Source organism: Rhodovulum sulfidophilum DSM 1374 (genome assembly GCF_001633165.1).
In the GTDB taxonomy this organism is placed as follows: Bacteria; Pseudomonadota; Alphaproteobacteria; order Rhodobacterales; family Rhodobacteraceae; genus Rhodovulum; species Rhodovulum sulfidophilum.
Genome location: NZ_CP015418.1, coordinates 2,942,105 through 2,968,019, shown reverse-complemented (window position 1 = coordinate 2,968,019; position 25,915 = coordinate 2,942,105). Strand labels below are relative to the sequence as shown.

26 protein-coding genes are annotated in these 25,915 nt (G+C 66.2%); 1 reads left to right on the top strand and 25 read right to left on the bottom strand.

All coding sequences use genetic code 11. The annotated features are described in order from the left end of the window. Positions 1-106: 106 nt before the first annotated feature. From A6W98_RS13950 to A6W98_RS13850, 22 genes are all read right to left on the bottom strand, one after another. On the bottom strand, positions 107-868 hold the full coding sequence (locus tag A6W98_RS13950) for an ABC transporter ATP-binding protein (protein ID WP_042462415.1): 762 nt from the start codon (positions 866-868) through the stop codon (positions 107-109). Then, positions 865-1,719 carry an ABC transporter ATP-binding protein gene (locus A6W98_RS13945; protein WP_042462413.1) on the bottom strand — a complete coding sequence of 285 codons (855 nt, stop codon included), beginning with the start codon at positions 1,717-1,719 and terminating at the stop codon, positions 865-867. The genes A6W98_RS13950 and A6W98_RS13945 overlap by 4 nt, the downstream gene beginning before the upstream one ends. Next, positions 1,716-2,627 (bottom strand): ABC transporter permease, encoded by a 912-nt coding sequence (locus A6W98_RS13940; protein ID WP_042462411.1) that lies wholly within the window; start codon positions 2,625-2,627, stop codon positions 1,716-1,718. The genes A6W98_RS13945 and A6W98_RS13940 overlap by 4 nt, the downstream gene beginning before the upstream one ends. Continuing rightward, positions 2,624-3,610, bottom strand: coding sequence for an ABC transporter permease (locus A6W98_RS13935; protein WP_234153408.1), 987 nt, complete (start codon positions 3,608-3,610; stop codon positions 2,624-2,626). Before A6W98_RS13935 ends, A6W98_RS13940 begins: the two co-directional genes overlap by 4 nt. Positions 3,611-3,686: 76 nt before the next feature. Then, on the bottom strand, positions 3,687-5,282 hold the full coding sequence (locus A6W98_RS13930) for an ABC transporter substrate-binding protein (protein WP_042462407.1): 1,596 nt from the start codon (positions 5,280-5,282) through the stop codon (positions 3,687-3,689). A gap of 72 nt (positions 5,283-5,354) precedes the next feature. Beyond that, positions 5,355-6,425: a dipeptidase gene (locus A6W98_RS13925; RefSeq protein ID WP_042462405.1), complete on the bottom strand. Its 1,071-nt coding sequence runs from the start codon at positions 6,423-6,425 to the stop codon at positions 5,355-5,357. A gap of 107 nt (positions 6,426-6,532) precedes the next feature. Beyond that, positions 6,533-7,843, bottom strand: a complete 1,311-nt coding sequence (locus tag A6W98_RS13920; RefSeq protein ID WP_042462403.1) for an ATPase — start codon at positions 7,841-7,843, stop codon at positions 6,533-6,535. A gap of 171 nt (positions 7,844-8,014) precedes the next feature. After that, a complete protein-coding gene (locus tag A6W98_RS13915) occupies positions 8,015-8,509 on the bottom strand; it encodes a prepilin peptidase (RefSeq protein WP_042462400.1) in 495 nt (164 codons plus the stop codon). 10 nt (positions 8,510-8,519) lie between these two features. Beyond that, a complete protein-coding gene (locus A6W98_RS13910; RefSeq protein WP_042462398.1) occupies positions 8,520-9,371 on the bottom strand; it encodes a tetratricopeptide repeat protein in 852 nt (283 codons plus the stop codon). Positions 9,372-9,398: 27 nt separating this feature from the next. Beyond that, complete coding sequence (locus A6W98_RS13905) at positions 9,399-9,962, bottom strand: tetratricopeptide repeat protein (protein WP_052678148.1); 564 nt, start codon at positions 9,960-9,962, stop codon at positions 9,399-9,401. A 4-nt stretch (positions 9,963-9,966) separates the two neighbouring features. Next, a complete protein-coding gene (locus A6W98_RS13900) occupies positions 9,967-10,956 on the bottom strand; it encodes a type II secretion system F family protein (RefSeq protein WP_042462396.1) in 990 nt (329 codons plus the stop codon). Between the two features lie 11 nt (positions 10,957-10,967). Next, positions 10,968-11,936 (bottom strand): type II secretion system F family protein, encoded by a 969-nt coding sequence (locus A6W98_RS13895; protein ID WP_042462394.1) that lies wholly within the window; start codon positions 11,934-11,936, stop codon positions 10,968-10,970. A gap of 3 nt (positions 11,937-11,939) precedes the next feature. Beyond that, on the bottom strand, positions 11,940-13,370 hold the full coding sequence (locus A6W98_RS13890) for a TadA family conjugal transfer-associated ATPase (protein WP_042465130.1): 1,431 nt from the start codon (positions 13,368-13,370) through the stop codon (positions 11,940-11,942). Between the two features lie 10 nt (positions 13,371-13,380). Further along, a complete protein-coding gene (locus tag A6W98_RS13885) occupies positions 13,381-14,622 on the bottom strand; it encodes a CpaE/TadZ family protein (RefSeq protein ID WP_042462392.1) in 1,242 nt (413 codons plus the stop codon). Positions 14,623-14,873: 251 nt separating this feature from the next. After that, on the bottom strand, positions 14,874-15,524 hold the full coding sequence (locus A6W98_RS13880) for an OmpA family protein (RefSeq protein WP_042462390.1): 651 nt from the start codon (positions 15,522-15,524) through the stop codon (positions 14,874-14,876). A gap of 4 nt (positions 15,525-15,528) precedes the next feature. Beyond that, positions 15,529-16,959: a type II and III secretion system protein family protein gene (locus A6W98_RS13875; RefSeq protein ID WP_042465127.1), complete on the bottom strand. Its 1,431-nt coding sequence runs from the start codon at positions 16,957-16,959 to the stop codon at positions 15,529-15,531. A 207-nt stretch (positions 16,960-17,166) separates the two neighbouring features. After that, positions 17,167-17,994, bottom strand: coding sequence for a Flp pilus assembly protein CpaB (gene cpaB / locus A6W98_RS13870; RefSeq protein ID WP_042462388.1), 828 nt, complete (start codon positions 17,992-17,994; stop codon positions 17,167-17,169). A gap of 222 nt (positions 17,995-18,216) precedes the next feature. Further along, positions 18,217-18,429 (bottom strand): hypothetical protein, encoded by a 213-nt coding sequence (locus A6W98_RS13865; protein ID WP_042462386.1) that lies wholly within the window; start codon positions 18,427-18,429, stop codon positions 18,217-18,219. Positions 18,430-18,793: 364 nt separating this feature from the next. Then, complete coding sequence (locus A6W98_RS22145) at positions 18,794-18,919, bottom strand: hypothetical protein (RefSeq protein WP_264580103.1); 126 nt, start codon at positions 18,917-18,919, stop codon at positions 18,794-18,796. A 54-nt stretch (positions 18,920-18,973) separates the two neighbouring features. Beyond that, positions 18,974-19,711 (bottom strand): SDR family NAD(P)-dependent oxidoreductase, encoded by a 738-nt coding sequence (locus tag A6W98_RS13860; RefSeq protein ID WP_042462384.1) that lies wholly within the window; start codon positions 19,709-19,711, stop codon positions 18,974-18,976. Beyond that, positions 19,711-21,021: an FAD-binding protein gene (locus A6W98_RS13855; protein ID WP_042462382.1), complete on the bottom strand. Its 1,311-nt coding sequence runs from the start codon at positions 21,019-21,021 to the stop codon at positions 19,711-19,713. Before A6W98_RS13855 ends, A6W98_RS13860 begins: the two co-directional genes overlap by 1 nt. Further along, on the bottom strand, positions 21,002-22,003 hold the full coding sequence (locus A6W98_RS13850) for a lysylphosphatidylglycerol synthase transmembrane domain-containing protein (protein ID WP_042462380.1): 1,002 nt from the start codon (positions 22,001-22,003) through the stop codon (positions 21,002-21,004). Before A6W98_RS13850 ends, A6W98_RS13855 begins: the two co-directional genes overlap by 20 nt. A 256-nt stretch (positions 22,004-22,259) precedes the next feature. Here A6W98_RS13850 and A6W98_RS13845 point away from each other — a divergent pair, with 256 nt between their 5' ends. After that, positions 22,260-22,634, top strand: coding sequence for a hypothetical protein (locus A6W98_RS13845; protein WP_042462378.1), 375 nt, complete (start codon positions 22,260-22,262; stop codon positions 22,632-22,634). Between the two features lie 112 nt (positions 22,635-22,746). On the opposite strand, the gene A6W98_RS13840 is transcribed toward A6W98_RS13845, so the two are convergent. The 3 genes from A6W98_RS13840 to A6W98_RS13815 all read right to left on the bottom strand — a co-directional run bounded on the left by A6W98_RS13840 (position 22,747) and on the right by A6W98_RS13815 (position 25,804). Next, positions 22,747-23,376: a 3-oxoacid CoA-transferase subunit B gene (locus A6W98_RS13840; RefSeq protein WP_042462376.1), complete on the bottom strand. Its 630-nt coding sequence runs from the start codon at positions 23,374-23,376 to the stop codon at positions 22,747-22,749. Between the two features lie 14 nt (positions 23,377-23,390). Then, positions 23,391-24,086: a CoA transferase subunit A gene (locus A6W98_RS13835; protein WP_042462374.1), complete on the bottom strand. Its 696-nt coding sequence runs from the start codon at positions 24,084-24,086 to the stop codon at positions 23,391-23,393. A 1,148-nt stretch (positions 24,087-25,234) separates the two neighbouring features. Then, positions 25,235-25,804: a L,D-transpeptidase gene (locus A6W98_RS13815; RefSeq protein ID WP_042462365.1), complete on the bottom strand. Its 570-nt coding sequence runs from the start codon at positions 25,802-25,804 to the stop codon at positions 25,235-25,237. Positions 25,805-25,915: the final 111 nt, after the last annotated feature.

The window sequence follows — 25,915 nt, the reverse complement described above, 5'->3', positions numbered from 1 at the left end:
TAAGATCAGGTGATCATGCCCCCTGAAGGTCGCTGTCATTTCCTCTAAACTTCGAGCGACCTTCAGACATATGCCGGGCGGGACCGCGGAAGGGGAGGCTTCCGGGTCAGTCCCGGCGATAGCCCGTCGAGGCCTGCAGAAGCGCGCGTGTATAGGGATGCGAGGGCGTCATCGCCCGCATCTCTTCCACGCCCATCACCTCGACGATCTCTCCGGCCCGCATCACCGCGATGCGTTCGCAGATATGGGCGACCACCGCGAGATCATGCGAGACCATCAGGAAGGTCAGGTCATGCTCGGCCCGGAGGTCGGCCAGCAGGTTCAGGATCTCGGCCTGGACCGAGACGTCGAGCGCCGAGGTCGGCTCGTCGAGCAGCAGGATCGAGGGCTCGGGCGCCAGCGCCCGGGCGATGGCCACGCGCTGGCGCTGGCCGCCCGACAGCTGGTGCGGATAGCGGAAGCGGAAGGCCGAGCCGAGGCCCACATCGTCGAGCAGCCGCGCGATCCGGGGTTCGACATCGCGAAAACCGTGCAGGTGCAGGGTTTCGGACAGGACCTGATCGACCGACTGGCGCGGATGGAGCGAGGCATAGGGGTCCTGAAAGACCATCTGCACGCTCTTGTAGAATTGCCGGTCGCGGCGGTGTCCGGAGCGCACCGGATTGCCGTTCACCGCCATCCGTCCCGACCAGTCGGGCGCCAGCCCGCTCAGCGCGCGCATGATCGTCGACTTGCCCGAGCCGCTTTCGCCGACCAGCCCGAAGCTTTCGCCATGACCGACCCGGAAGCTCGCGCCCCGGACGGCATCGACCCGGTCGCGGCCCTCGCCGAACCAGACGCTCACATCGTCGAAGTAGAGCGCGCTCATGCCGGCCTCACCGAAGGGGCCTCGGCCCAGGCCGGATCGCGGCGCAGGACCTCCAGCCGTTTCTGCGGCGCGTCAAGCCGCGGCAGCGAGTTCAACAGGCCCCGCGTATAGGGGTGGCGCGCCTCATGCAGCTTGTCGGCATCGCAGGTCTCGACCACGCGCCCGGCATACATGATCAGCACCCGGTCGCAGAAATCGGCCACGAGGTTGAGGTCGTGGCTGATGAAGATCAGGCCCATTCCGCGCTCCTGTACCAGCTTGTCCATGATCTGCAGCACCTGCGCCTGCACCGAGACGTCGAGCGCCGAGGTCGGCTCGTCCGCGATCAGCAGCTCGGGATCGGGGATCAGCATCATCGCGATCATGATCCGCTGGCCCATGCCGCCCGAAAGCTCATGCGGATGGGCGCGCATCACCCGTTCGGGGTCGCGGATCGAGACCGCTTCCAGCATGTCCAGCGCGCGGCGCCGGGCCTCGGCCCGGCTGCCCTTCTTGTGCACGCGCCAGGCCTCGATCAGCTGTTCGCCGACGCTCATCACCGGGTTCAGCGAGAATTTCGGGTCCTGCATCACCATCGAGATCCGCTCGCCGCGCACCTTGCGCATCCGGGCCTCGGATTTCTGCATCAGATCCTCGCCATCGAGCTTGATATGCCTGGCCGTGACCTGCCCGGGCGGCCGGATCAGCCTGAGGATGGAACGCCCGGTCATCGACTTGCCGGAGCCGCTTTCTCCAACGATACCAAGCCGTTCCCGGCCGAGCTTGAAGGACACGCCGCGCACCGCCTCGAACATGCCGGTGCGGGTGGGAAAACGGACCCGAAGGTCCTCGACATCCAGAAGATCGGTCATTTTTCCCCCTTCGGGTCCAGCACGTCGCGCAGCCCGTCGCCCAGCAGGTTGAAGGCCAGCGACACGGTGAAGATGGCAAGCCCCGGCATGGTGGCGACCCACCAGTGATCGAGGATGAAGCGGCGGCCCTCGGAAATCATCGCACCCCATTCGGGGCTGGGCGGCTGCGCGCCGAGGCCGAGAAAGCCAAGACCCGCCGCAGCGAGGATGATCCCCGCCATGTCGAGCGTCACCCGCACGATCAGCGACGAGATGCAGAGCGGCCAGATATGGCGCGTGATGATCCGGACCGGCCCCGCGCCCTGCAACCGCACCGCGCTGATGAAATCGGCGTTCCGAAGCGTCAGCGTCTCGGCCCGGGCGATCCGGGCATAGGGCGGCCAGGCGGTCAGCGCGATCGCCAGCACCGCATTCTCGATGCCCGCCCCGAGCGCTGCCACGAAGGCCAGCGCCAGCACCAGCCGCGGGAAGGCCAGGAAGATGTCGGTGATCCGCATCAGGACCATGTCGACCCAGCCGCCGAGATAGCCCGAGACGGTGCCCATGATCAGCCCCGCCAGCGGCGCGATGAGGGCGACCAGCGTCACGATGTATAATGTGATGCGCGAGCCGTAGATCAGCCGCGAGAGGATGTCGCGCCCCAGCGAGTCGGTGCCCAGCAGATGGCCGGGCGTGCCCAGCGGCTGCAGCCGGGCGGTGAGGTCCTGATGGAAGGGATCATGCGGCGCGATCCAGGGTGCCAGCGCGGCGATGGCCAGCAGCGCGATCAGGATCGCGAGCCCGAACATCGCCATCGGGTTGCGGCGGAAGGCCAGCCAGCCCTGATAGAGGCTGGCCATGCGGGCCTGGATCCGCGACTGCGGCGTGTCGGTCAGAAGCCAGGCGCGAAGTCCGGTCATGTCGGTCATTTCGCCCTCGGATCGAAGACCTTGTAGAGCAGGTCGGAAAAGACGTTCAGCAGCACGAAGGCCAGCCCCACCACCACGGTGCCGCCCAGAACCGCGCTCATGTCGGCCGAGAGCAGGGCGTTGGTGATATAGGACCCGATGCCCGGCCAGGCGAAGATGATCTCGGTCAGCACCGAGCCCTCGAGCAGCCCGGCATAGCTGAGCGCGATCACCGTGATCAGCTGCACCCGGATGTTGCGGAAGGCATGGTTCCAGATCACCGCGCGTTCGCTCAGGCCCTTGACCCGGGCGGTGGTGACATATTCGGCCGACATCTGTTCCAGCATGAAGGAGCGGGTCATGCGGCTGATATAGGCAAGGCTGTAATAGCCCAGCAGGGACGCCGGCAGCACGATATGGTTGACCGCGTCGCGAAAGACCGTCCAGTCGCCCGCCAGCGCGCTGTCGATCAGGATCATCCCCGTGACCGGCTCGATCATGCCGTCATAGAAGATCGACAGCCGCCCCGGCCCGCCGACCCAGCCCAGAATGCCGTAGAAGATCAGAAGGCCCATCAGCCCGAGCCAGAAGATCGGCATCGAATAGCCCACCAGCGCTACCACGCGCGCGACCTGGTCGATCCAGGACCCGCGCCGGACGGCGGCCAGCACGCCCAGGGGCACGCCCAGAAGCACGCCGATCAGCGTGCCCAGCGTCGCCAGTTCGAGCGTTGCCGGGAAGACCCGGGCGATGTCCTCCGACACGGGGCGCGCGGTCAGCAGCGAGGTCCCGAAATCGCCCCGGAGGACGTCCTGCAGATAGAACCAGAACTGGACCATCAGCGGCCGGTCGAGGCCGAGCTCCTGATGGACGCGGGCATAGACCTCGGGGCTTGCGCGTTCGCCGACGATGGCCAGCACCGGGTCGATGGGCATCACCCGGCCGATCAGGAAGGTGACGAACAAGAGGCCCAGCATGGTGATCGCGATCGATCCCAGCGTCATGCCCGTCCGTTTCACCCAGCGGGGAGGGAAGGGCGCGCGCACGCGCCCTTCCTGTGCCTTGCCGGTGGCTGCCATGTTACTTCGTCACCTTCCAGTAGCTGGCATCGGCAATCGCCTGGCCGGTGGTGAAGCCCTCGACATTCTCGCGCAGGCCGTCCTGCTCGATGGCCTGGAACATGATGACGAAGGGCGAGGTCTCGCGGAACCGGGCCTGGATCTCGTGATACATCTCGATGCGCTTGGCAGTGTCGCGCTCGGTCACGGCGGCCTCGGTCATCTCGGTCAGCCCGTCCGCGTCCCAGGAATTCCGCCAGGCCAGGATGCCGCCATTCTGCGCCTCTGCCGAATTGTCGGGGTTGTAGGCGAAGGTCGAGGCATTGGTCTGCGGATCGGGGTAATCGGGGCCCCAGGTGCCCAGATAGACGTCAAGATCGCGGGCCCGGTACTTGGCCAGGATCTGCTTGCCGGTGCCGACCTCGATATTCAGGTCGATCCCGGCCTGGGCGAAGGTGTTCTGCATCGACTGGGCGATTTCCATCCGCTCCTGCACGTCGCGCACCCCGATGGTCAGCTCGAGCCCGTCGACGCCCGCCTCGGAAAGCAGCGTCTTGGCATGCTCGAGATCGAAGAAGAACGGGTTTTCCTTGACCGCCCCCAGATAGGTCTGCGGCAGGAAGTTCTGCTGGATGGTCCACTGGCCCTTGAGGAAGCTGTTGGCCATGCCCTCGTAATCGACGAGGTATTTCAGTGCTTCCAGCACCTTGGGATCCTGCAGCTCGGGGATCTTCTGGTTGAAGGAGGCATACATCAGGTAGCCCTTCAGCTCTTCCTGGATCCGGACGCCCTCGGCGCCGTCAAGGCCCTGCACATCCTGCGGGTTGAGGTTGCGCGCGACGTCGATATCGCCCCGTTCCAGCAGCAGCCGCTGGGTCGCGCTTTCGGCGATATGGCGCACGATCACCCGCTTCATCGCGGGCGCGCCCTGATAGAAATCGGGATTGGCCTGCAGGGTCACGGATTCGTTCGGCTTCCAGGCCACCAGGCTGTAGGCCGCCGAGCCCGCCGAATGGGTCTTGAGCCAGTCATGGCCCATGTCGCCGTCGACCTCATGTTCCAGCACCGTCTTCTTGTCGAGGATCGAGCCGATGGTGGCGGTCAGGCAGTTCAGCACGAAGGAGGTGGCATAGGCCTTGTCGGTGGTGACGATCAGCGTGTTGCCCTCGGCCCGGATCGTCTCGTCGATATTGTCGGGCGTGAAGCCGAACTGGGTCAGAAGGAAGGAGGGCGTGAGGTTCAACAGCACCGCGCGGCGCAGCGAGAATGCGGCATCCTCGGCGGTCACCGGATTGCCCGATGTGAAGGTGACGCCCTCGCGCATGGTGAAGGTGATGCTCCGGCCGTCCTCGCTGACCTCCCAGCTTTCGGCCAGATCGGGCTGGTAGCCGGCCTCGTAATCGAGCGGATCGAAATTCACCAGGCGGCCGTAGACATTGCGCAGCACGTCGCCGCCGGCGAATTCGAAATTCTCGGCCGGGTCGAGCGTGGTGATGTCGTCGATCCGGTTGGCCACGACCAGCATGTTGGCGGGCGTCTCGGCCCAGAGCGCGGGGGCGGTGGCGGCGAGCGTCGCGGTCAGCGCGGCGCCCGAGAGCAGCCTGGCGAAAGCATTCATCTTGGTCGTCCTCTCTGTTGGTTGTTCTTATGTCGTCTTGTGGCGTAGTCCGGGGCGGCGCGGGTGCGCCTGTCAGTGTCCCCAGGTCTTCTCCAGTACCCGCAGCCAGTTGCCCTGGCAGATCCGCGCGATCAGTTCGGGCCCGTAACCATGCGCAACCATTGCCTGGCGCAGGGCCGGAAGGCCTGCCGCCGTGCCGATCGCGGATGGGATCAATGCCCCGTCGAAATCCGAGCCGAGCCCGACCCGGGACTCGCCCAGCCGGTCCAGAAGATGGTCGAGATGGCGCAGCATGTCGTCAAGGCCGGTATCGACCATGCGGCCGTCGGGCCTGAGAAAGGCGGTGGCGTAATTCAGCCCGACCATGCCGTCGCTGGCGGCGATGGCGTCGAGCTGGGCATCGGTCAGGTTGCGGGCATGGGGACAGATCGCATGGGCGTTGGAATGGGTGGCGACCAGCGGTGCGTCCGAGTGTTTCGCGACATCCCAGAACCCCGCCATCGTCATATGCGAGAGATCGAGCATGATCTTCAGTGCGTTACAGCGCCGGACCAGCGCCACCCCCAGATCGGTCAGCCCGCCGCCGGTATTGCCGTCGGACGGATAGCGGAACGGCACGCCCTCGCCAAAGATCGTGGGTCGGCTCCAGACCGGGCCGAGCGAGCGCAGCCCCGCGCCATGCAGCACGTCGAGCGTGATCAGCTCGGGATCGATGGCCTCGGCCCCCTCCATGTGCAGCACGGCCGCCAGCTTGTGCTCGACCATCGAGATGTGGACCTCGGCGGCGCTGCGGCAGATCTTCAGCGCGCCCAGCTCTTGCAGCCGCTCGAGCGTCGCGATCTGCGTCATCGCCACCTGCAGCGCGTGGTCCTGCGGCACCGGCTCGGGCAGGGGCAGGTCATAGCTGTCGCGGGCCATCTCGTCGTGATCGGTGTCGCCCTCGTCGGAGGGGACATAGACCGCGAAGAACCCGCCGCCCAGCCCGCCCTCGCGCGCCTTGGGCAGGTCGATATGGCCGGGCCCGCCGGTCACGAAGCTTTCGGCGGCCTTGGGGCCACCGGCGCGATAGAGCCTCAGAAGAACGTCGTTATGGCCGTCGAACACGGCCGGAAGGGTATTGGTGTCCACGGAGGTCTCCGGCATTGTCGGGTCAGCAGGTCTGACTTACCCGGGCAACTTATTCAAAATCAGACGGACCGAAAGCCCGAATTCGGACCTTTCGGTCAAAAAGCGAGGCGCCAGGGGCGGGCTCAGTGAAGGATGGGGTCGTCGCGGACGAACATGTTGGCCCAGGCGCGATCGATCAGCTCGGGACTCATCTGGCGGGGCAGCCCCTCGAAGTCGCAGATCGCGATCATCTGATCGATCAGGAAGACCGGCTGGTAATTGGCATAGACATTGTCGATGGTCGGGTATTTCTCCCGCAGCAGGTAGATCAGCGCGTCTTCGTCGATGGGCATCTCCTTCCTGCGGGCGACGCTTGCGAAGATCTTCAGGAACTCTTCCTGGCAGGGGCCGTCGAGCTTGATCTTGAAGAAGATCCGGCGCAGCGCGGCGCGGTCGAAGATCTCGTTCGGGTGGAAGTTGGTCGAGAAGATCACCAGCGTGTCGAAGGGCACCTCGAATTTCTCGCCCGATTGCAGCGCGAGGATGTCGCGGCTTTCCTCCAGCGGCACGATCCAGCGGTTGATCAGCGCTTGCGGCGGCTCGGCCTGACGCCCCAGATCGTCGACGATGAAGACGCCGCCGGTGGCTTTCAGTTGCAGCGGCGCCTGATAGGTGCGGGCGGTCGGGTTGTAGACGAGGTCGAGCATCGACAGCGACAGCTCGCCCCCGGTGATCACGGTGGGACGGCGGCAAAGCACATAGCGGCTGTCGGTCCGGCCCGTGGCCCGGCGCAGCGCGGTGGGGTCTTCCTCCTGCGCTTCGGTGGCGCTGTGCACGATCGGGTCATAGACGGTGATCACCTGACCGGCATATTCGATGGCGCGCGGAACTTGGATCAGATCCTCAAGAGCGTCGCATATGCCATTGGAAATGGATGATTTTCCGTTTCCGGGCGGGCCGTACATCAGAATCGAGCGTCCGGCGCCGACGGCCGGGCCCAGCTGGTCCAGAAGCGCGTCGGGCAGGATCAGATGGCCCATCGCCGCGGTCAGCCGGCTGCGGGTGATCCGAATGTTGCGGATCGACTGACGGCGAACCTGTTCGGCATAGACGTCCAGCGGCACCGGCATCGCGCCGTAATATTCCGACTGGGTCAGCGCATCGAGCGCGCAGGCCTTGCCCGCCTCGGTCAGCTTATAGCCCATTTCGCCGCCCGAATTGGCATGCAGCGTCCCGGTCGCCTCCAGCAGTTTCTGGCTGCGGGCAAGGTCGACGAGCTCTTGCGTGACGGGCACCGGAAGACAGATCGCCCGCGCGATCCCGCTGACGGCATCGAGCGCCTTGCGGAAAACCGTCTTCAGCAGGATGTCGCGCATCATCACCATCGGCAGCCGCATCTCGGCCAGCGAACGGGGGGCGGGCGGCCCGGAGAGCTTCGGGGCTTGCAGGGGCATGGCGGGTCCGGACACGGCTGCGCTATCGGGGCCGAGACTGCTGCCTGTTTGCGGTAATTTCGGGGCGAAAACCTATGTTTTCAGGGTGAATTATTGGATTGGTTCCGTTCTCTGGGCGCTTTGGAGCTGCGCTCTCGCGGCCCCCATGGCCAGCCGGTACGGATGGCGCGTCTAGATCGCGCTCGGCATCGCTCCGATGGCGGCCAGGCCGAGATAGAGGATCAGCGCCGGCCCCAGCGCGAGGGCCATCGGAAAGTCGCGCGCCTCCCAGGAGGCCCAGCCGGAGAGCGCCTGGCGCAACGCCGGGACACGCCGGGCCAGGCGATGCGCGACGAAGCTTACGGGGATCGTCGCGGCCAGCAGAAGCAGGAAGGCGCCGATATCCGGCGGGGCGATGAAGGGGGCCATCGCCGCGGCGAATTTGGCATCGCCCGCGCCGACCGCGCCGGTCAGGTTCAGCACGAACCCCAGCACCAGCACCACCGCCAGATGCAGCCAGCGCCAGGCCCAGGGGGAAAGCGGCAGGGCCGCGAACCCGACCAGCGCATAGACCGCGACCAGGGCCAGCACCGCCCGGTTGGGAATGGTCATGGTCCTGAGATCGCTGAGCGCGGCCCAAAGCGCGATCGGGGTCGCGAAGGGCAGGAACCAGAGCGCCGCGGTCATGGGCAAGGGCCTAGCCCTGCGCCTCGAGCGCGCGACGCGCCTGCACCGCGGCCTCGAAATGCTGCGGATGGGTCTCGATGGCCTGTTCCAGAAGGCCCTTGCCGATGGCGACGTCGCCCTGCTTGATCGCGGTCAGGGCCAGAGTGTGGTACAGCTGGGCGCGCTCGGTCTGGGTCATCCGGACCACCGGCAGCTCGTATTTCCGCTGCGCGCCGCGGGCCAGGACCAGGTTGTTCTTGGCGGTGAAGAGCCCGGGATCGTAGGTCAGCGCAGTCACGAACAGCCGCTCGGCGCCCTTGAAATCGCCGCGCGTCAGCTTGGAATACCCCCAGTTGTTGAAGACCCCGGCGGGTTTGGTGGTCAGCCCGGCCGCGGTTTCGTAAAAGCTGTCTGCCTTCGCCCATTCGCCGTTGCCATCGGCCACCATCGCCTCCAGCCGGTAGCGCCGATAGGTCTCGAAGGTGGGCGGGATCCGGTCGAGCTCGGCCTCGGCCTTGTCCCACTCGCCGATCCGGATCAAGGCGTCGGCGTAATTCACCCGGTCCTCGTTGCCCGCATCGTGATGGCGCAGCACGGCCGCCCAGGCGGTGGCGGCCTCGGCCGGGCGCTGCGCCCGGATCAGCGATTGCGCGAGGCCGCGCCGGGCGGAGATCTTGTCGGGATCCTCCTCGAGCAGCCGCCGGAAATAGCGGATCGCCTCATCGGGGTCTGCAACCGTCATCATGATGCCGGTCAGGCTGCTTTCGTCGCTGGCCAGCACGTCCTGCACGGCGCGGTCGACATCGGTATCGCCGGGTTTCTGGCAGGCCGAGACGGTCACCGCCAGGGCGACGCAGATCGGGGCCAGGACGGGATGGCGCATCGGGGCATCCTTTCGGTCGCTCTGATCTCAGGGCGGGGCCAGAAGCAGGTATCTGCCCTCGCCGCGCCGAACCAGTTCGAAGGTGGTGCCTTGGTTCCGAGGTGAATCATAGTCGGGATTTTCTGTCTTTGCGATAGCGAGCCGCAGATTGCGGCGAATGTCCTCGGACCGGCCGCTGTCCAGCGCGAAGGCGGTCTCGAAGACCCGCCGGGCCTCGCCGGGCTCGCCTTTTTCCATCAGCACCACGCCGAGATTGTTCCAGGCCGGCACGAAGCGCGCATTCGCGGAAATCGCGCGCCGCAACTGGGTCTCGGCCTGGCCGAGCCGTCCGAGCCGGAGATTGGCCGAGCCGATGCCCGACAGCACATCGGCGCTCAGCCCGTGCTCGGCCGCGGCGCGGTAATAGGCCCTCAGCGCCAGGTCGTATTCGCCCGCCGCCATCAGACGGTGACCGACGACGAGCCCGTCGACCGCCGTTGCCGGATGCGCCGCGCCGTTCGGGGCGGGCAGGCCGCGATAGGCCGGCGAAAGCGTCCCCGACGCGCTGCAGGCGGTGCAGAAGACCGCGGCCAGCACCGCGCCGCGGCGCAGGGGGTCAGAAGTCTGCGTTCTGGAGCGTGTCGTAGATCTCATAGATGGAGGGGCCGATCAGGATGATGAGCAGCGGTGGCACCGTGAACATCATCGTGCCCAAAGTCAGCTTGGTCGGCAACTTGTTCGCCTTTTCCTCGGCGCGCATGACGCGCTTGTCGCGCATCTCGGCCGAAAATACGCGCAGCGCATCGGCGATCGAAGTGCCGAAGGTCGCCGACTGGATCAGCACCGTGATGAAGAACGAGATATCGGTGATGCCGCAGCGTTCGGACATGTCGCGCAGCACCTGTACCCGGTCCTTGCCGGCCTTCAGCTCGTTCGACACGATCTCGTATTCCGCGGCCAAGGCGGGGAATCCCGGCCGCAATTCGCGGGCGACGCGGAGGATCGACTGGTCGAGCGACTGCCCGGCCTCGACGCAGACCAGCATCATGTCGAGACTGTCGGGAAAGCCGTTGGTGAGGTCCTCCTGCCGGCTCTGCAGCCGCCGTTCGACCCAGTATTTGGGCAGGTAATATCCGACCGCGCCGGGCAGCAGCACCGAGAGGATGACCCCGGATGTGCCGATATTGCCGCCCGCATTCAGCACGAAGGCATGGACCAGCCCGGCGGCCAGAAACAGCAGCCCAAGCGCGAATTGCGCGAAATGGAACAGCCGCACCGATGATTTCGAGCGGTATCCGGCCCGTATCAGCCTGAGCCGCGCGGCCGAGAGCGCCTTTTCGTCCCGGGGTTCGAGAAGGGTCGAGAAGCGGTCGAGCCGGTCGGGTCCCGAGGCATGGCGCAGCGCTGCCTGCGGGTCGCGGGCGCCGGCGGTCTCGGCCGCGCGGACCTGGCGCCTGAGCTTGTCGAGCGGATCGCTCCGGCGCCGCAGGAAGACCGGCAGCGACAGCGCGACCAGCCCGAGCCCGAGCAGCCCCATCGCGATCAGCGGACCGAGCGGGCCGAGGCGGTCGGTGAGCCAGCCATTGACGAGATCGACGAAGGCCATGGGGTCTCTCCTCAGACCTTGATGTTGATCATGACGCGCATGAAGATCACGTTCACGACCAGAAAGACGGCAACGGCGATGGCGGCCGGAAGGAAGAAGGCGGTTTCCTTCACCGCGTCGTAATAATCGGGCTTCAGGATCGAGATCATCAGGATCGCGGCGACCGGGAAGCCCGACAGGAACATGCCCGACCATTTCGCCTCGGCGGTGATCGCCTTGACCCGCCGGAACAGCTTGAAGCGCGACCGGATCACCTTGGCGAGGCCCGCAAGCACCTCGGCGAGATTGCCGCCCGATTGCTGCTGGATCGTCACCGCCACCGCGAGAAAGCGCAGATCCTGCATCCCGACCCGCTCGGCCAGATCCTTCAGCGCCTCGCCGATATCCCGGCCATAGGCGACCTCGTCGGCGATCACCCCGAATTCCGAGCCCAGCGGGTCGGGCACCTCCTTGGCGACGATGTTGATGGCCGCGACGAAGGGATGGCCCACGCGCAGCGCGCGCACCATCAGTTCGACCGCGTCGGGCAACTGTTCCTCGATCAGCCCGAGCCGCTTGCTGGCCTTGCCGTTGACCCAGGTGCAGACGCCCCCGACGCCGATCGCGACCGAGGCCAGCGCGCGCACCGGCAGGGCCGCTTCGGTTCCGATCGTCAATCCCAGGAAGGCCAGGACCGACAGCGCGACCATCACCGCGATCAGCTGCAGCGGGGTGAAGGCGATATTGGCCTTCTGCGCCCGCTCGGCCAGAAGCGCGTAAAGCGGGATGCCGCGGGCGCGCATGTGCTGGGTCATCTCCTTGCGGAGCTGTTCCAGCACCTGGTCGCGGTCGAGGCCCCTTTCCAGCATCTCGAGCCGCCGGTTGACCCGGGCGTTCAGGCTGATCGACTTGCCGAAAAGCGTCAGGTACAGCCCCTCGACCAGCGCCAGCACCGAGAGGAAGATCAGGCCGTAGATCAGGAGTTCGGTGCCGATCTGCATGGGTTAGCCTCCCCGTCCGGGCTCGAAGATGGCGGTGGGAAGGTCGTAGCCCCATTGCCGGAACCGCTCCGAGAAATGGCTGCGCATGCCGGTCGCGGTGAACCGGCCGGCGATCCTGCCGCCGGGGTCGAGCCCGAGGCGTTCGTAGCGGAACACTTCCTGCATCGAGATCACCTCACCCTCCATCCCCGTCACCTCGGTGATCGAGACCAGACGGCGCGATCCGTCCTGCAGGCGGCTGGCCTGCACGATCAGGTTGACGGCCGAGGCGATCTGCGCCCGCACCGCCCTCAGCGGCATCTCGATCCCGGCCATGGCAATCATGTTTTCCAGCCGGCTGACCGCGTCGCGCGCGTTATTGGCATGGATCGTGGTCATCGAGCCGTCATGGCCGGTATTCATCGCCTGCAGCATGTCGATCACCTCGTTGCCGCGGGTCTCGCCGACGATGATGCGGTCGGGCCGCATCCGGAGCGCGTTCTTGAGACAGTCGCGCTGGCTGACCGCGCCTTTGCCCTCGACATTGGGGGGGCGGCTTTCCATCCGGCCGACATGGGTCTGCTGCAGCTGCAGCTCGGCGGTGTCCTCGATGGTGAGGATCCGTTCGGAATTGTCGATGAAGGAGGAGAGCGCGTTCAGCGTCGTGGTCTTGCCCGAGCCGGTGCCGCCCGAGACGATGATGTTGAGGCGCGTCGCCACCGCGGCCTGCAGATAGGCGGCCATCTCCTCGGTGAAGGCGCCGAATCTCACCAGGTCGTCGATGCCGAGCTTGTCCTTCCTGAATTTCCGGATCGAGACCAGGCTGCCATCGACGGCGACCGGCGGCACCATCGCGTTGAAGCGCGAGCCGTCGGCCAGCCGGGCATCGACATAGGGGGTCGATTCGTCGACCCGCCGCCCCACCGCCGAGACGATCCTGTCGATGATCCTAAGCAGGTGCTTTTCGTCCCGGAAGGCGATGTCGGTCAGCTGAAGCTTGCCGCCGCGCTCGACGAAGATCTGACGGGGGCCGTTGACCAGGATGTCGTTGACGCTGTCGTCCTTCAGCAGCGGTTCGAGCGGGCCGAGCCCGGTCACCTCGTCGAACAGCTCCTGGTAAAGCTGGTTGCGGTCGTCCTTGTTCAGAACGACGCCCATCTCCTCGAGCGTTTCCGAGGCGATGGCCTGGATCTCGGTGCGAAGCTCCTTCTCTTCGGCATGTTCAAGCGCGGCGAGGTTGAGGTTTTCCAGAAGCGTCTTGTGCAGCTCGGCTTTCAGCTCGCCCAGACGCTCCTTGCGCTTGCGGTCCTTCTCGTTGGGCGCTGCCTGGAGCGGCAGGGCGGGGAGGGCGGGCGCCGATGCCTCGGCCGGGGCCTCGGGCGGTGTCTTGGCCTGCGGTTGCGGCGGGGCGGGCGGCACCTTGCCGGGCGCGGGTTTCCTGTAGCGCGAAAACATGCAGGGCTTCCTATTGCGCGGCGGCGGCCGCAGCCGTTCCGACATCATGCAGCGACAGCGCCAGCTTGCGGATCTCCTTTCGCAGCGGCGACCGGGCGGCGGTTTCGGCCAGAAGCAGACCGTGATCGCCGGCTTCGGTCACCGATCTGCCGCCATCGGGCAACATAAGCCCGATCTCGATATCGAGACTGTCGGCCAGCCGTCGCACCCGGCCGCGGCCCGACAGATCCGTGAATTTGGGCGCCCGGTTCAGGGCAAAGCGCAGCCTTTCGCGCGGCAGACCTTCTGATTTCAGGGCCCGGATCACCCGGAGCGCATTCTGCGCCGAGCGCATGTCAAGCGCGAGCAGCGCGAAATAGAGATGCGACCGGTTGATCACCGCCTCGGTCCAGTTGACGATTGTCTTGGGCATGTCGATCACGACGAAATCGAATTGCGACCGGGCCATGTCGATCAGCGCATTGATCTCGTCGGGACCGACGATGTCGAGCGGCAGGATGTCGGTGGGCGCGGTCAGCACATGCAATTCGTTCCGGTAGACCTGCAGCGCCTGCAGAAACCCCTCGCCATCCATCGCGGCGATGTCGGAAAGCAGCTCGAACACGGCCTCCTTGCGCGGCAGGTCGAGATAGGTCGCGGCCGAGCCGAATTGCAGGTCGAGATCGAGAAGACAGACCCGGCCGCCGACCTCGCCCGCGATCAGGGAAAGCTCCCATGCGAGGTTCACCGCGAAGGTCGAGGCGCCGACGCCGCCCGCCAGTCCCTGCACCGGCAGCACCACCCCGTCGCGGTTCGGTCGCGAGAGCCTGGGGCAGGTCGGGTCGGGCGCCGGTGCGGGCGACCCGGCCCGGCGAAGGCGCTCGACCGCGTCATGCAGGGCACCTTCGGGCAGCGGATAGGGCACGAAATCGTCGGCCCCCTTCCGCATCAGCTGATGCAGCGCGATCGGGCTCAGCTCTTCGGCGATGACCAGAACCCGGAGGCCACGCCGTTTCGCGGCCTCCACGATCTCGCCGATCGCGGCGATATTGGCCGCGTCGGCATCGCCGACCGCGACCGCGATGAATTCGAGATGCCGTGCCTCGGGCTGTTCCAGGAAATCCTGCGCCTCCGCGAAGGCGATATCGCCCCATCCGCCGCCCAGCTCGGCCTCCATGTCCTCGATCAGAAGATCGAAATTCTGGATGTCCCGCGACACCGTGCAGGCGCGGATCGGAGCCTGATCCGGTATCGGCGCTGGCATGCTCGTCATCGTTTCCACGTCCTTCCACGCAGACCGGGCAGGGCGGCCGGGCAGCCGTTCTTCCGCACCGTTGGCGCGCGACTCGTCCGGCGCGCATATGTCCGTTATCGGGTGAGGATGAAGAACAACTTGGGCAACATTACGGCCCGAGCGGCGGAATTGTTCGGAAATACCCTCGGAATGGGCCGCCGCCGGAGGGATTGGTGCGCAAGAGGCTGCCGGGCCTCACCGGGCCTCGCCGGGGCGGCGTCGGCCAAATGCTATTCTTCGGCCTGCAGCGGTTCGGGGATGAGACCGGGCTTCGGCTGGGCGCTGTCCAGATAGGCCTTGTAGCTGCGCTCCATGTATTTGCCGTCGATCGCCATCGGACGGGGCCTGATGACCCCGGATACCTCCGTCACCGTGCGCCGGTTCTGCCGTTCGGGCCCCGCGCTCGGCACCAGCGGTCGGGTCTCGCCATGCGAGACGACCGCCTGCAGCCGCGCCCGCGACACGCCGCGCCCGGCCAGATAGCCGATCACGGCCTCTGCGCGCCTCAGACCCAGCGCCTTGTTATAGGCATCGCTGCCGACCTTGTCGGCATGGCCGTAGACCCGGAACACCACGAAGGGATGGCGCAGGATCCAGCCCGCCTGCCGGTCGAGCGCGCTTTGCGCGGTCCGGTCGAGCACCGCGCTGTCGAAGGCGAAGGCGACGGTGTTCGGTACCTCGGCGGCAAAGCGGCGGGTCATGTCGATGGCCATCGCGCGGTCGGCGGTCATCATCATCCGGTTGGTCGTCGTGGCCTTGCCGAAGCTGCCATCGTCAAGCGTCTCGCCCGCGGGCCGGTCGAACTCCTCGCGCTGTTGCGGGCTGCAGCCGGTCAGGGCCAGCGCGGTGCCGAGGGTCAGAAGGGCAAGGCGGGCGCGCATGGGCTCACTCCATCACATAGCCGTAGGAACCGCCGAAATCCTGCCGCGCGACCTCGCCCGCAGCCCCCGACCGCGGCGTGCGCGGCGATGACAGCCGACCGTACAGAAAGAGGTCGCGCTCGCTGGGCGGGGCGACGCGGTCGGTGGGCAGCGCCAGTGCCTCGCCCCGGATCGGCGAGACCAGATGCGCGGTGACGATGATCACCAGCTCGCTCTGGTCGCGCTGGTATTCCGAACTGCGGAAGAGCGCGCCGAGGACCGGCACATCGCCCAGCCAGGGGACCTGTCCCTTGAGACTGGCGAAATCGTCCTGCAGCAGCCCCGCGACCGCGAAGCTTTCGCCGTCATGCAGCTCGACCGTGGTGGCGGTCGAGCGGGTCGAGAAGCCGCTGATGATGATGCCGTTGTTGTTATACGTGACCGACGGGTCGATATTGCTGACTTGGGCGGTCATCTCGAGATTGATGTTGGTGCCCACGACATTGGGGATGAAGCCCAGCGAGATGCCGAAGGGCTTGAACTCGACCGTGACCTCGCCATCGCTGCCGACCACCGGGATCGGGTATTCGCCGCCGGCCAGGAAACTGGCCGACTGGCCCGAGAGCGCGGTCAGGTTGGGCTCGGCCAGGGTCCGCACGAAGCCCTTGGTTTCCAGCGCCTCCAGCAGGACCGCGAATTCGACATCGCCCGCGCCGATCCCGATCGAGAACACCCCGTTGCTGCCGCGCGAACGGGTCAGGCCGGTGGCCGGGTTGCCGTCGAAGAGATTGCCCAGATTGTTGCCTTCGGCGATGGTGTTGGTGCCGCCCGAAAAGCTGAGATCGCCGCCACTGGTCAGGCCCGAGACGCCGAGGCTGGTGCCGAGGCTTTTCGAGACCGAGCGGTTCATCTCGGCGAAACGGACCTTCAGCATTACCTGCTGGGTGCCGCCGACGGTCAGGAGGTTCGAGATCCGCTCGGGGGCGTAACGCGAGGCAAGGTCGAGCGCGCGGTCGATCACCAGCTTCGAGCTGACCGTGCCCGACAGCACCAGGCCGTCATTGGCTGCCCGGACCTCGATCGGCTCGCCCGGCAGGACGTCGCGCAGCCGCTCCTTGAGTTCGCTCATGTCGGGCGTGACCTGCACCTCGACATTGGCGATCAGGTCGCCATCGGGGCCGAGCAGGGTCAGCGTCGTGCGCCCGGGCGACTTGCCCAGCACGTAGATGGTCCGGTCGGACAGGGTCGAGATATCGGCGATCTGCGGGTTCGAGATCGACAATTCGGCGAAGACCTGCTCGCTTTCGACGACGACGGCGCGGTTCATCGGCACGGTGAGCTTTCCGGTCGCCAGACCTCCAAGCGTGCGAAGGGTCTGCGCCCCGGCGTCGCGGAGGGCGCCCGGAGTGGTGGCAAGACCCAGCAGCGCGACCGCGAGGATGATCCGAAAATTCATGCGATCCTGCCTTTCCGACCAAGCCGCGGAAGGGATCTTGCGCCCCTTGCGGCAATCAGGATGCGGCATGGCCCCGCTCTTTTCAATCTGGGGGCGGTGTTGCGGATCGTGGCCTGTGGATATCTCGCAACAATCAAAGGTGCCGGACGCGCGTTCAGATGCAATCAGAGGTCGCGCGGTCTGTCGGCTGTCGGCAGGCTGGGGGGATCAGTTGGTACAGGGAATGGCGATTTCCATCACCTCCGAGCCGCGGCGGGTCCGGATCGTGCAGATCCGTTTTTCCTCGGGCGGCGCGGCGGGCGCGTCCTCGATGCCCAGAAGCGTTTTGTGGTCGACTTCGACAGCCTCGGCCAGCACATCGTCATTGGCCCCGACCAGCGCCAGCGACAGCCGACCGATCGACTGCGCCTGTGCCAGAGCGGCGACCTGCTGCGGCGAGACCTCGACCGTCACCGTACGGGCGATCACCGGACGCGTGGTGTCGTCGTGGGCGATCTGGTCGACGGCGATCAGCCGGATGCCGGGTTCGATCAGCTTGGTGAACTGTTTCGAATGGCTCTCGCCGCTCCAGTAGATATCGACGCGGTCGCCGGGGCGCAGAAAGCCCGACACGCCCGAACTGACATCGACCCGGATGGCGAAGGCGCGCATGCCCTTGGTCAGGCGCGAGGTGATGCCGGCATCGGCGCCGGGATCGGTCACCTTGACCTGCAACAGGGGTTCGCCCGCCTCCATCGCCCGCAACACGGTACGGAATTGAGGCTGACCCTCTGGAAAAAGCTCTTCCTTGGTCCGGAAGACGCCATCTGGCATCGACTCCTCCGGCCAGAGCACCGGGCGCAAGTCTGCAAGGGTGATCTGCTGGCCATAGCGCAGCGGTTCCCTGGCGACGACCACGGTTTCCAGAGCGACCTGCTGGGCCCGCGCGGCGGCGAGGTCGCGCTTGGTCTGGTTGAAATAGCCCTGGGCCATATAGACGGCAAACCCCGCCAGGCCGAGCCCGACCAAAAGAACCAGTCCGAAGATCAGGCGCATGACATGTCCTTTCGCGGTCGATCCGGGGGGCCGTTCAGGCCGCGGAGCGTCGGTGGCTCTGCCGGCCGGGCCGCCCCTGGGCGGCAGGTTCGGGGCAATCCTGCATTTGCCTGATTGATATTCGTTTAAAGAGCGACCGATTGCCGGACGGAGGCCCGAAAGACAGGAAAGGCCGCACGCGATGTGCGGCCTTGGGGATTTCCGGGCGCAGGCTCGGGTGGATCAGTTGCTCCAGCCGAGTGTGCTCGGCGAGGCGACCGTGGCTTCCGACAGCGCATCCGAGATTTCACCGCCCAGGTCGTTCACGCCGCCGCGGACGGTGCTCAGCACGGCGATGCCAAGGCCGACGATGGCGGCGGTCAGCACCACCCAGTCGACGGTGACGGCGCCGGAGTCGGATTTGGCGAAGGTCTTGACGATATTGAAGAGTTTCATGTTTGCCCCTCCAGAAGGATGCTTGCTCGGTTCAGATGACAATGGATGAAGCGCCGGACCTCCCGAGGGACGAACTCTCAACCGCTTCGGCCTTGCCATCAGGCCTGTCAAATCAGGCGGGAGTGGGGCTTGGACTTGGCAATTTCCGTCAAGTCGGAAAGTGTCCCTAAAACCTTCTGGATTGAAATGTGTTTCGGTAATTCGCGCGAAATGATTTCGAAAGCGAATTTTAATCCTGGCGATGTCTGCAATGCGAATATGGGGAGGGACGGGGCCACCGACAGGATCATGGCCAGGCCCGGCGTCGCGGGGATGCCGGTCGTTTCCCTCGCCTACAGGTCCTGCTCCGGGCAGGGACGTGGTGTCAGATCCGCTTGCGGCTCTGGATGGTTGCGTTTCTGACGGCGGTCTGGCCGATCCGCATGGTCTGGGCTATCGAGGGCGACAGGATCACGACGCTGTCGGCCTTGCGCTGTCCGTCATGGTCCACGGCGCCGGGCTCTGTCGGCGCCGTCCGGCCCCGGACCGGACGGCGCGACAGGCCTCAGACCGAGAGTTTCTTGAACACCCGTTCCGGGATAAGCCGGATGATGCCCATGATGCCCATCCAGAAAAACGGCGTGTAGATCACGTTGCGCTGTTTCTCGAGTGCGGTAAGGATGTCATCGGCGACCTTGTCGGGCGAGGCCACGAGGAACATCCCCTCGATGCCCCAGGTCATCGCGGTATCGGTAAAGCCGGGCTTGACCGTCAGCACATGCCCGCCCGCGCGGCCCAGCCGGTTGCGCAGGCCCGACAGGTAGGTGGCGAAGGCCGCCTTGGCCGCGCCATAGACATAGTTGCCGATCCGTCCGCGATCGCCCGCGACCGAGCCCACGCCGATGACGGTTCCCGCGCCTCGAGCCTCGATGATCGGGGCCAGCCCCTGCAGCAGCCGGGCCGGACCGGTGAAGCTGTCGGTGACGACGCCCTCGATCAGGCCGGGATCGGCGTCGATCTCGGCCTGGGGCGGCATCGAGCCCACGAAGACCGCCGCCGAGACCGTGCCCTCGCAGGCCTCGGCCCGGGCGAGGATCGGCGCCAGGCAGGCGGGATCGCGCGCGTCGAAGCGGATGGTTTCGGCGAAGGCCGCGCCCCGGACGCGCGCATCGGCCGCGTCGCGCTCGAGATCGGCAAGCTCGCGCCCGGCGAGGATGAGGCCGTCGCCGCGCGCGGCAAGCCTGCGCGTCAGCGCCCGCGCCATCGAGGACGAGGCCCCGAGAATGATCCAGGTCTCTGCCATCACGCGCTCCTCAGTTGCAGCCGCCGCACCAGATCGGTGGCCAGGCGCCGCCCGGGATCGGCCTTGTCCGCCTCGGCGCGCCAGGCCTCCAGTTCGGGATACATCGCGGCCATGCTTTCGGGCCGCGCCAGCGCGTCCTTGGCCAGATAGATCCGCCCGCCCGCGGCCAGCACCTGATCCTCGAGCCGGGCGTAAAGCGCGGGCACCTTGGCGCGGGCGGGCAGGTCGACCGCCAGCGTGTAGCCGTCCATCGGGAAGGACAGATGCCCGGCGCGGCCCGGCCCCATCCGTTTCAGGACCGCCAGCGGCGAGGCGACGCCGCCCCGCGCGATGGTGTTCAGGATCTCCTTCAGCGCAGCCACCCGGTCCGCGGGCACGACGCATTGGAACTGGTGAAAGCCGCGCTTGCCATACAGCCGGTTCCAGTCGGTCAGCGCGTCGAGCGGGAAGAAGAACGCGTCCAGCGCGCGGGTCCGCTTGCGGCCGCTGTCGGGCACGCCCGATCCGTACCAGCGGTTGAAGATCTTCACCACCGGCCGGGACAACAGCGCCTTGGGCGCGTCGAAGGGCACGGGCTTCGCTTTGCGCTCGGGGCCGGGGCGGGTGCCCTCGACCAGCGTGCCCTCTTCGAGGATGCCGCGCCCGAGCCGCTTGCGTTTCGCCGTCGCGTCGATCCAGCCCACGGTGAATTCGGCCTCGGAGGCGTCGAGCGCGGCGATGAAGCTGTCGAAGTCCCGCATCCGGGTTTCCACGACCTTCATCCGCTGGCCGGGGATCGGCATCAGCTGCAGCCGTGCCGACAGGATGGCGCCGGTCTGGCCCTGACCGCCCATCGTGGCGCGAAACAGCGCGGGGTCCGCGCCCGGCGTGACCTCGCGCGGGCCTTCGGGCATCATCAGCGTGACCGCCAGCACATGCTGGCCGAAACTGCCCGCACCATGATGGTTCTTGCCATGCACGTCATTGGCGATACAGCCGCCGATCGTGGCAAAGCCGGTACCGGGCATTACCCTCGGCATCCAGCCCCGCGGCGCCAGCATCTTCAGAAGCGCGCCGATGGTGGCCCCGGCCTCGACCTCGATCACGCCGGTCTCGGGGTCGAAGGCCAGAAGCCTGTCCATCCGCGTCATCTCTGTCGCGGCGCCATCGCTGTTCAGCGCGCCGTCGCCATAGGACCGGCGATTGCCGATGGCGGGGCCGCCTTCCGCCAAGGCCCCGGTGAGGGCCGAAACCCGTTCCGGCCGTGCAATCCGGCCATGGGCCCGAAGCGCCCGGCCCCATCCAGCATAATCAGCGGTTTTCCACTGCATTCACTGTCCTTTTCGACATTCGTTCCGCCAGGGGAAAGACCAGAGCGCCGATCCCGATTGCGAACCATAATGTGGTGACCCGGATCACCGCCGTGGCCGCGACCGAAGTTTCGAGCGGCAGGCCCTCGAGCGCAAGAAGCGCAATCATCGCAGCCTCGGCGCCGCCCAGCCCCCCCGGCGCGCCGGTCAGCCCGCCGGCCAGCGTGGCGAAGACGAAGATGCCGATGGCCTTCCACAACCCGATATCGGCGCCGAGCCAGATCAGCAACTGGTGAAAGGCAAACCCCTCGGCCATCCAGCCCAGACCGCCCAGCAGGATCGAGACGACCAGCAGCCGGGCATCGGCGAAGCGGCCCAGCGTCCGCGCCATGCCGCGAAGCCGCCCGAAAAGCCGGGGCCAGCGGCCGAAGATCCGGTAGCCGCGGGTCACCAGCGCCGCCATCAGCCGGCCATTGGTCGCGACGGCAGCGGCGGCAAGGGCCAGAACCGCAACCGGGATCGCGCCCGCGATATGACCTGCGGACAGCGCCAGGGCCAGGCAGAGGATCAGGGCCATCGCCACAAGATCGGCGGCGCGGTCCATCACGAAAAGCGGCGCCGAGCGTTCAAGCGGCAGCCCGGTCTCGCGTCTTATCCAGCGCACCCGCACCAGTTCGCCAAGCCGTCCGGGGGTCGCGATCATCAGAAAGCCGCCGAGATAATGGCGGATGTCGCGCCAGAGCCCCGGCGGCAGGCCGATCTGCCGCCCGAAGGCATGCCATCGCAGCGCGCGCAAAAGGTAGTTGATCAGCGACAGACCCAGAAGCGCTGCGCCCTGGATCACACCCAGCCGGGACAGCTGGGCCATGGTGTGATCCCATCCGGAGGCCGCGGCGAGCCCTGCCAGGCCGACCACCACCAGCACCAGAAGTCCGGCCATCAGCAGAGTGTCGCGCATGCGGCGCGAGGCGGGCAGGGCGGTAGAGAGCGATGTTCCGGTCATGTATGCGTCACCCGTTTGCTGTCTCCGGCCAGATAGCACGGGAAGCTCTGCGAAATGCGAACCCTTTCCGCAAAAAAACGGCGATTGTTCCATTCGAGACGAGATCTGGCGAATTTTTGACGTCTATATGTGCGTATGCGAACCAAAAATATCAGTCAAGTAAGGTTATGTGCATTGAAAGTGGAGAGTTTTAGTAACATCTATGCCTCATGCGACGGCACCGAGCCGCCGAAACGCACATTAAAGGAACAAACCCATGAAAACCCTTGCCCTGACCGCAGCCGCTTTCGTTGCACTCTCTGCCCCCGTCTTCGCCCAGACCCAGCTGGAACAGGATCTCGGCGTCCAGCCCGGCACCTATAGCGCCAGCCAGCTGATCGAACTCAAGGCCGCCGCCGAGAAAGACGGCCCGCTGGCGCGGGTCTGGTTCAGCCCGGCCTCTTCGACCACGATGTCGTCCTCGGGCTATGCCGATGCCCGCGTGGCCAAGGTGGTGGCTTCGCTCGCCGCGGAAAGCGATAACGGCTACGTGGCCGCGCATGGCCACCGCGACAACGGGCCGGCGGCCCAGACCATCACCAACCCCCGGGTTGCGGCCATCGCGGCCTATAATGCGGCGAATGGCGACTGATCAGGTCTTCCGGCCGCGGTTGCGATACCGGGCCGGATGGGCTGCATGAAAAGGCCGCGTCGGTAAAACCGGCGCGGCCTTTCTTTTGTCGGGCGGTGTCGAGGCAGGGCGCTCAGTCGACGATGTGGGCCTCGGTCGCGGCCCGGATCTCGTCCTCGGTGACGCCCTCGGCGCATTCGACGATCTTCAACCCGCCCTCGACCACGTCGAGAACGCCCAGATTGGTGATGATCCGGTCAACCACCCCGGTGCCGGTCAGCGGCAGGGTGCATTCCTTCAGCAGCTTCGAGTCGCCATGCTTGTTGGTGTGGTCCATCACCACCACCACCCGGCCGACGCCCGCGACCAGATCCATCGCGCCGCCCATGCCCTTGACCAGCTTGCCGGGGATCATCCAGTTCGCCAGATCTCCGTTCCCGGCCACTTCCATCGCGCCGAGGATCGCCATCGCGATCTTGCCGCCCCGGATCATGCCAAAGCTGGTGGCGCTGTCGAAATAGGCCGAATGCGGCAGCTCGGTGATGGTCTGCTTGCCGGCATTGATGAGGTCGGGGTCCTCCTCGCCCTCGATCGGGAAGGGGCCGATGCCCAGCATCCCGTTTTCCGATTGCAGCGTGACGTTCACGCCCTCGGGGATGTAATTCGCCACCAGGGTCGGAATGCCGATGCCAAGATTGACATACATCCCGTCCTTGAGTTCCTCTGCGGCGCGCGCCGCCATCCGGTTGCGATCCCAGGCCATGCTTTTCCCCTCCCTTACGCCGCGCGCGTGGTGCGCTGTTCGATCCGCTTCTCGTGTTCGCCCTGGATCAGGCGGTGCACGTAGATCCCCGGCAGGTGGATCTGGTCGGGCTCGAGGCTGCCCACCGGCACGATCTCCTCGACCTCGCAGACACAGACCTTGCCGCACATCGCGGCGGGCGGGTTGAAGTTGCGGGCGGTCTTGCGGAACACGAGATTGCCGGTCTCGTCGGCCTTCCAGGCCTTGACGATGGACAGATCGGCCACGATCCCGCGTTCGAGAATATAGGTCTCGCCGTCGAACTCCTTGTGCTCCTTGCCTTCGGCGATGACGGTGCCGACGCCGGTCTTGGTATAGAAGCCCGGAATGCCGGCGCCGCCCGCCCGCATCCGTTCGGCCAGCGTGCCTTGCGGGTTGAATTCCAGCTCGAGCTCGCCCGACAGGTATTGCCGCATGAATTCGGCATTCTCGCCGACATAGGACGAGATCATCTTCCTGACCTGGCGGGTCTGCAGCAGCAGCCCGATGCCGAAATCATCGACACCGGCATTGTTCGAGGCGAAGGTCAGATCCTTGGTGCCTGCCTCGCGGATCGCCTGGATCAGAAGCTCCGGTATGCCGCAGAGCCCGAAGCCTCCGGCGGCGATGAGCATGCCGTCTGCCAGCAGGCCGTCCAGGGCCTCGGCGGCAGTGCCATAGATTTTCTTCATGAACCTCTCCCTCTGATCCTCTGGACAGAGTTGTGGCGAACGGTCACGGGGGAGTCAATCTGCTGGGATCCGTGGGCGCGACAGGTTGCCGGGCGTGCCCCTTGCCGCCCTTTGCCGGGACCGGGGATGCCGCGGCCACCTCCGGGACGGAGCTTGATTCAGACGGGTTATTTTCCGGGGCACCGGATCGGACCCCGCGGTCGAGAAGGCAAGGATGTTCGTGAGCCGGTCCCTGACGCAGATGACATTGCCGCCGTTTCAGCCGCCCTCGCCGCGGCCAACCGGCGAGGCGCACGCTTACAGAGTCCTTTCTGGGGCCTTCGGCAGCTCGCAGGGCGCGGGCATGAGCGGGGGCTACAGCGACCCGTCCCGCAGCGTTGCGTCGAAAGGCAGTCTGTCGCACTAGGCCCGGATGTACTGGAGGCCATCCGGCCCCTAATCTCCAGTGAACTGGCGGCCCTGCGGACGGCTGTGGATGAGATGTTCGCGGCCGATCTCGACCGGGATCTGGCCTCGGTCATTCGCCATGGCGCCCTGACCGAGGGTGAATGAGGCAGTGTCACGCGCGGGACCAGGGATGTCATGGCCGCCTGCAATCTGTTCGGGATCAACACGACGCTGGCCAGTCTTTCGGCAAGCGATCCGACGTCAAGGACTATCGTTGTAGATGGGGACCGGTTGGACATGACGGAAGAGGACCCGGTCGCGGGCAGTATCGACGCGTTGGTCGACAGGCGGATGACTGCCATTCGCACATCTCTCCAAATAGGCGCGACCTAAGGCTTGAGCGCCATGACCGGGTGCGCTCCGACAGTATTTCGCGAACTGACGGACGAGACCCTGGACAGCTTGCGCTTTGACCTGCCTGCAAGGCCGGGCGGATCATAGCCTCGGCGAAATCGGAATGGCGGTCGAGACCTGTGAAAGCGACGCCCCGGGCAGGTCGCGGATCGTCAAGACACCCGATATGGCCGCCGGCCCCCTCATCCTTCCTGCCGAAAACGATGCCTGGGTGAGGGCGCCCTGGAACGGCTTTCGCAGGAAATACCGGAACCTTCCCCCGCACGGGCGCGTCGGCTTGCGGAAGACAGGCCGCCCGATCGGCGCGCCGCCGTGACCCGGGAGGCCTCTCTGCGGCGCGGTCCAGATCAGATGATCCGGACCTGGGTGCCTACGGGGGTGATAGCGTAGAGCTCGGCGATCATTTCGTTGTAAAGCCCGATGCAGCCATCCGAAGACGGCCGGCCGATCTTGCGCGTGTCATGGGTGCCGTGAATGAGATAGGCGGGCCAGGACAGGTACATGGCATGGGTCCCCAGCGGATTGTCGGGGCCGGGCGGCATGTAGTGCAGATCGGGATTGCGCTCGACCATCGAGGCGGTGGGGGTCCAGTCGGGCCCGACCCGCTTGCGCACCACCTTTGTATAGCCGCGCTTGGTCAGATCCTCGCTGATCGGCACCGAGGTCGGATAGATCCTGTAGTCCTCGCCATCGCCGCTCCAGAAATGCAGGGCGCGCGAGGCGGTATCGGCCACGATCGCGGCCTTGCCCAGCTTATCGAAATGCTCGCGCCAGCTCTGCTGCGAAAAGCTCGAGATGTTGCGGCGGGTCATCGGCGCGGGCTCGGCGCGCAGAAGCGCGGGGGCGGCAAGGCCCGTTCCAAAGGTTGCGCCAAATGCCAAAAGTGCCTTTCGGCGTGACATGCTCCGGTCAGTCATGACTCTGCCCCTTTTCTTCTCGGGCCCGGAACCTGTCCGGACCCTTGCCTCCGGGGCGCAATCTGGAACAGCGGGCCCGCGCCGACCAATCAAATCCGCTCACCGCGTCGT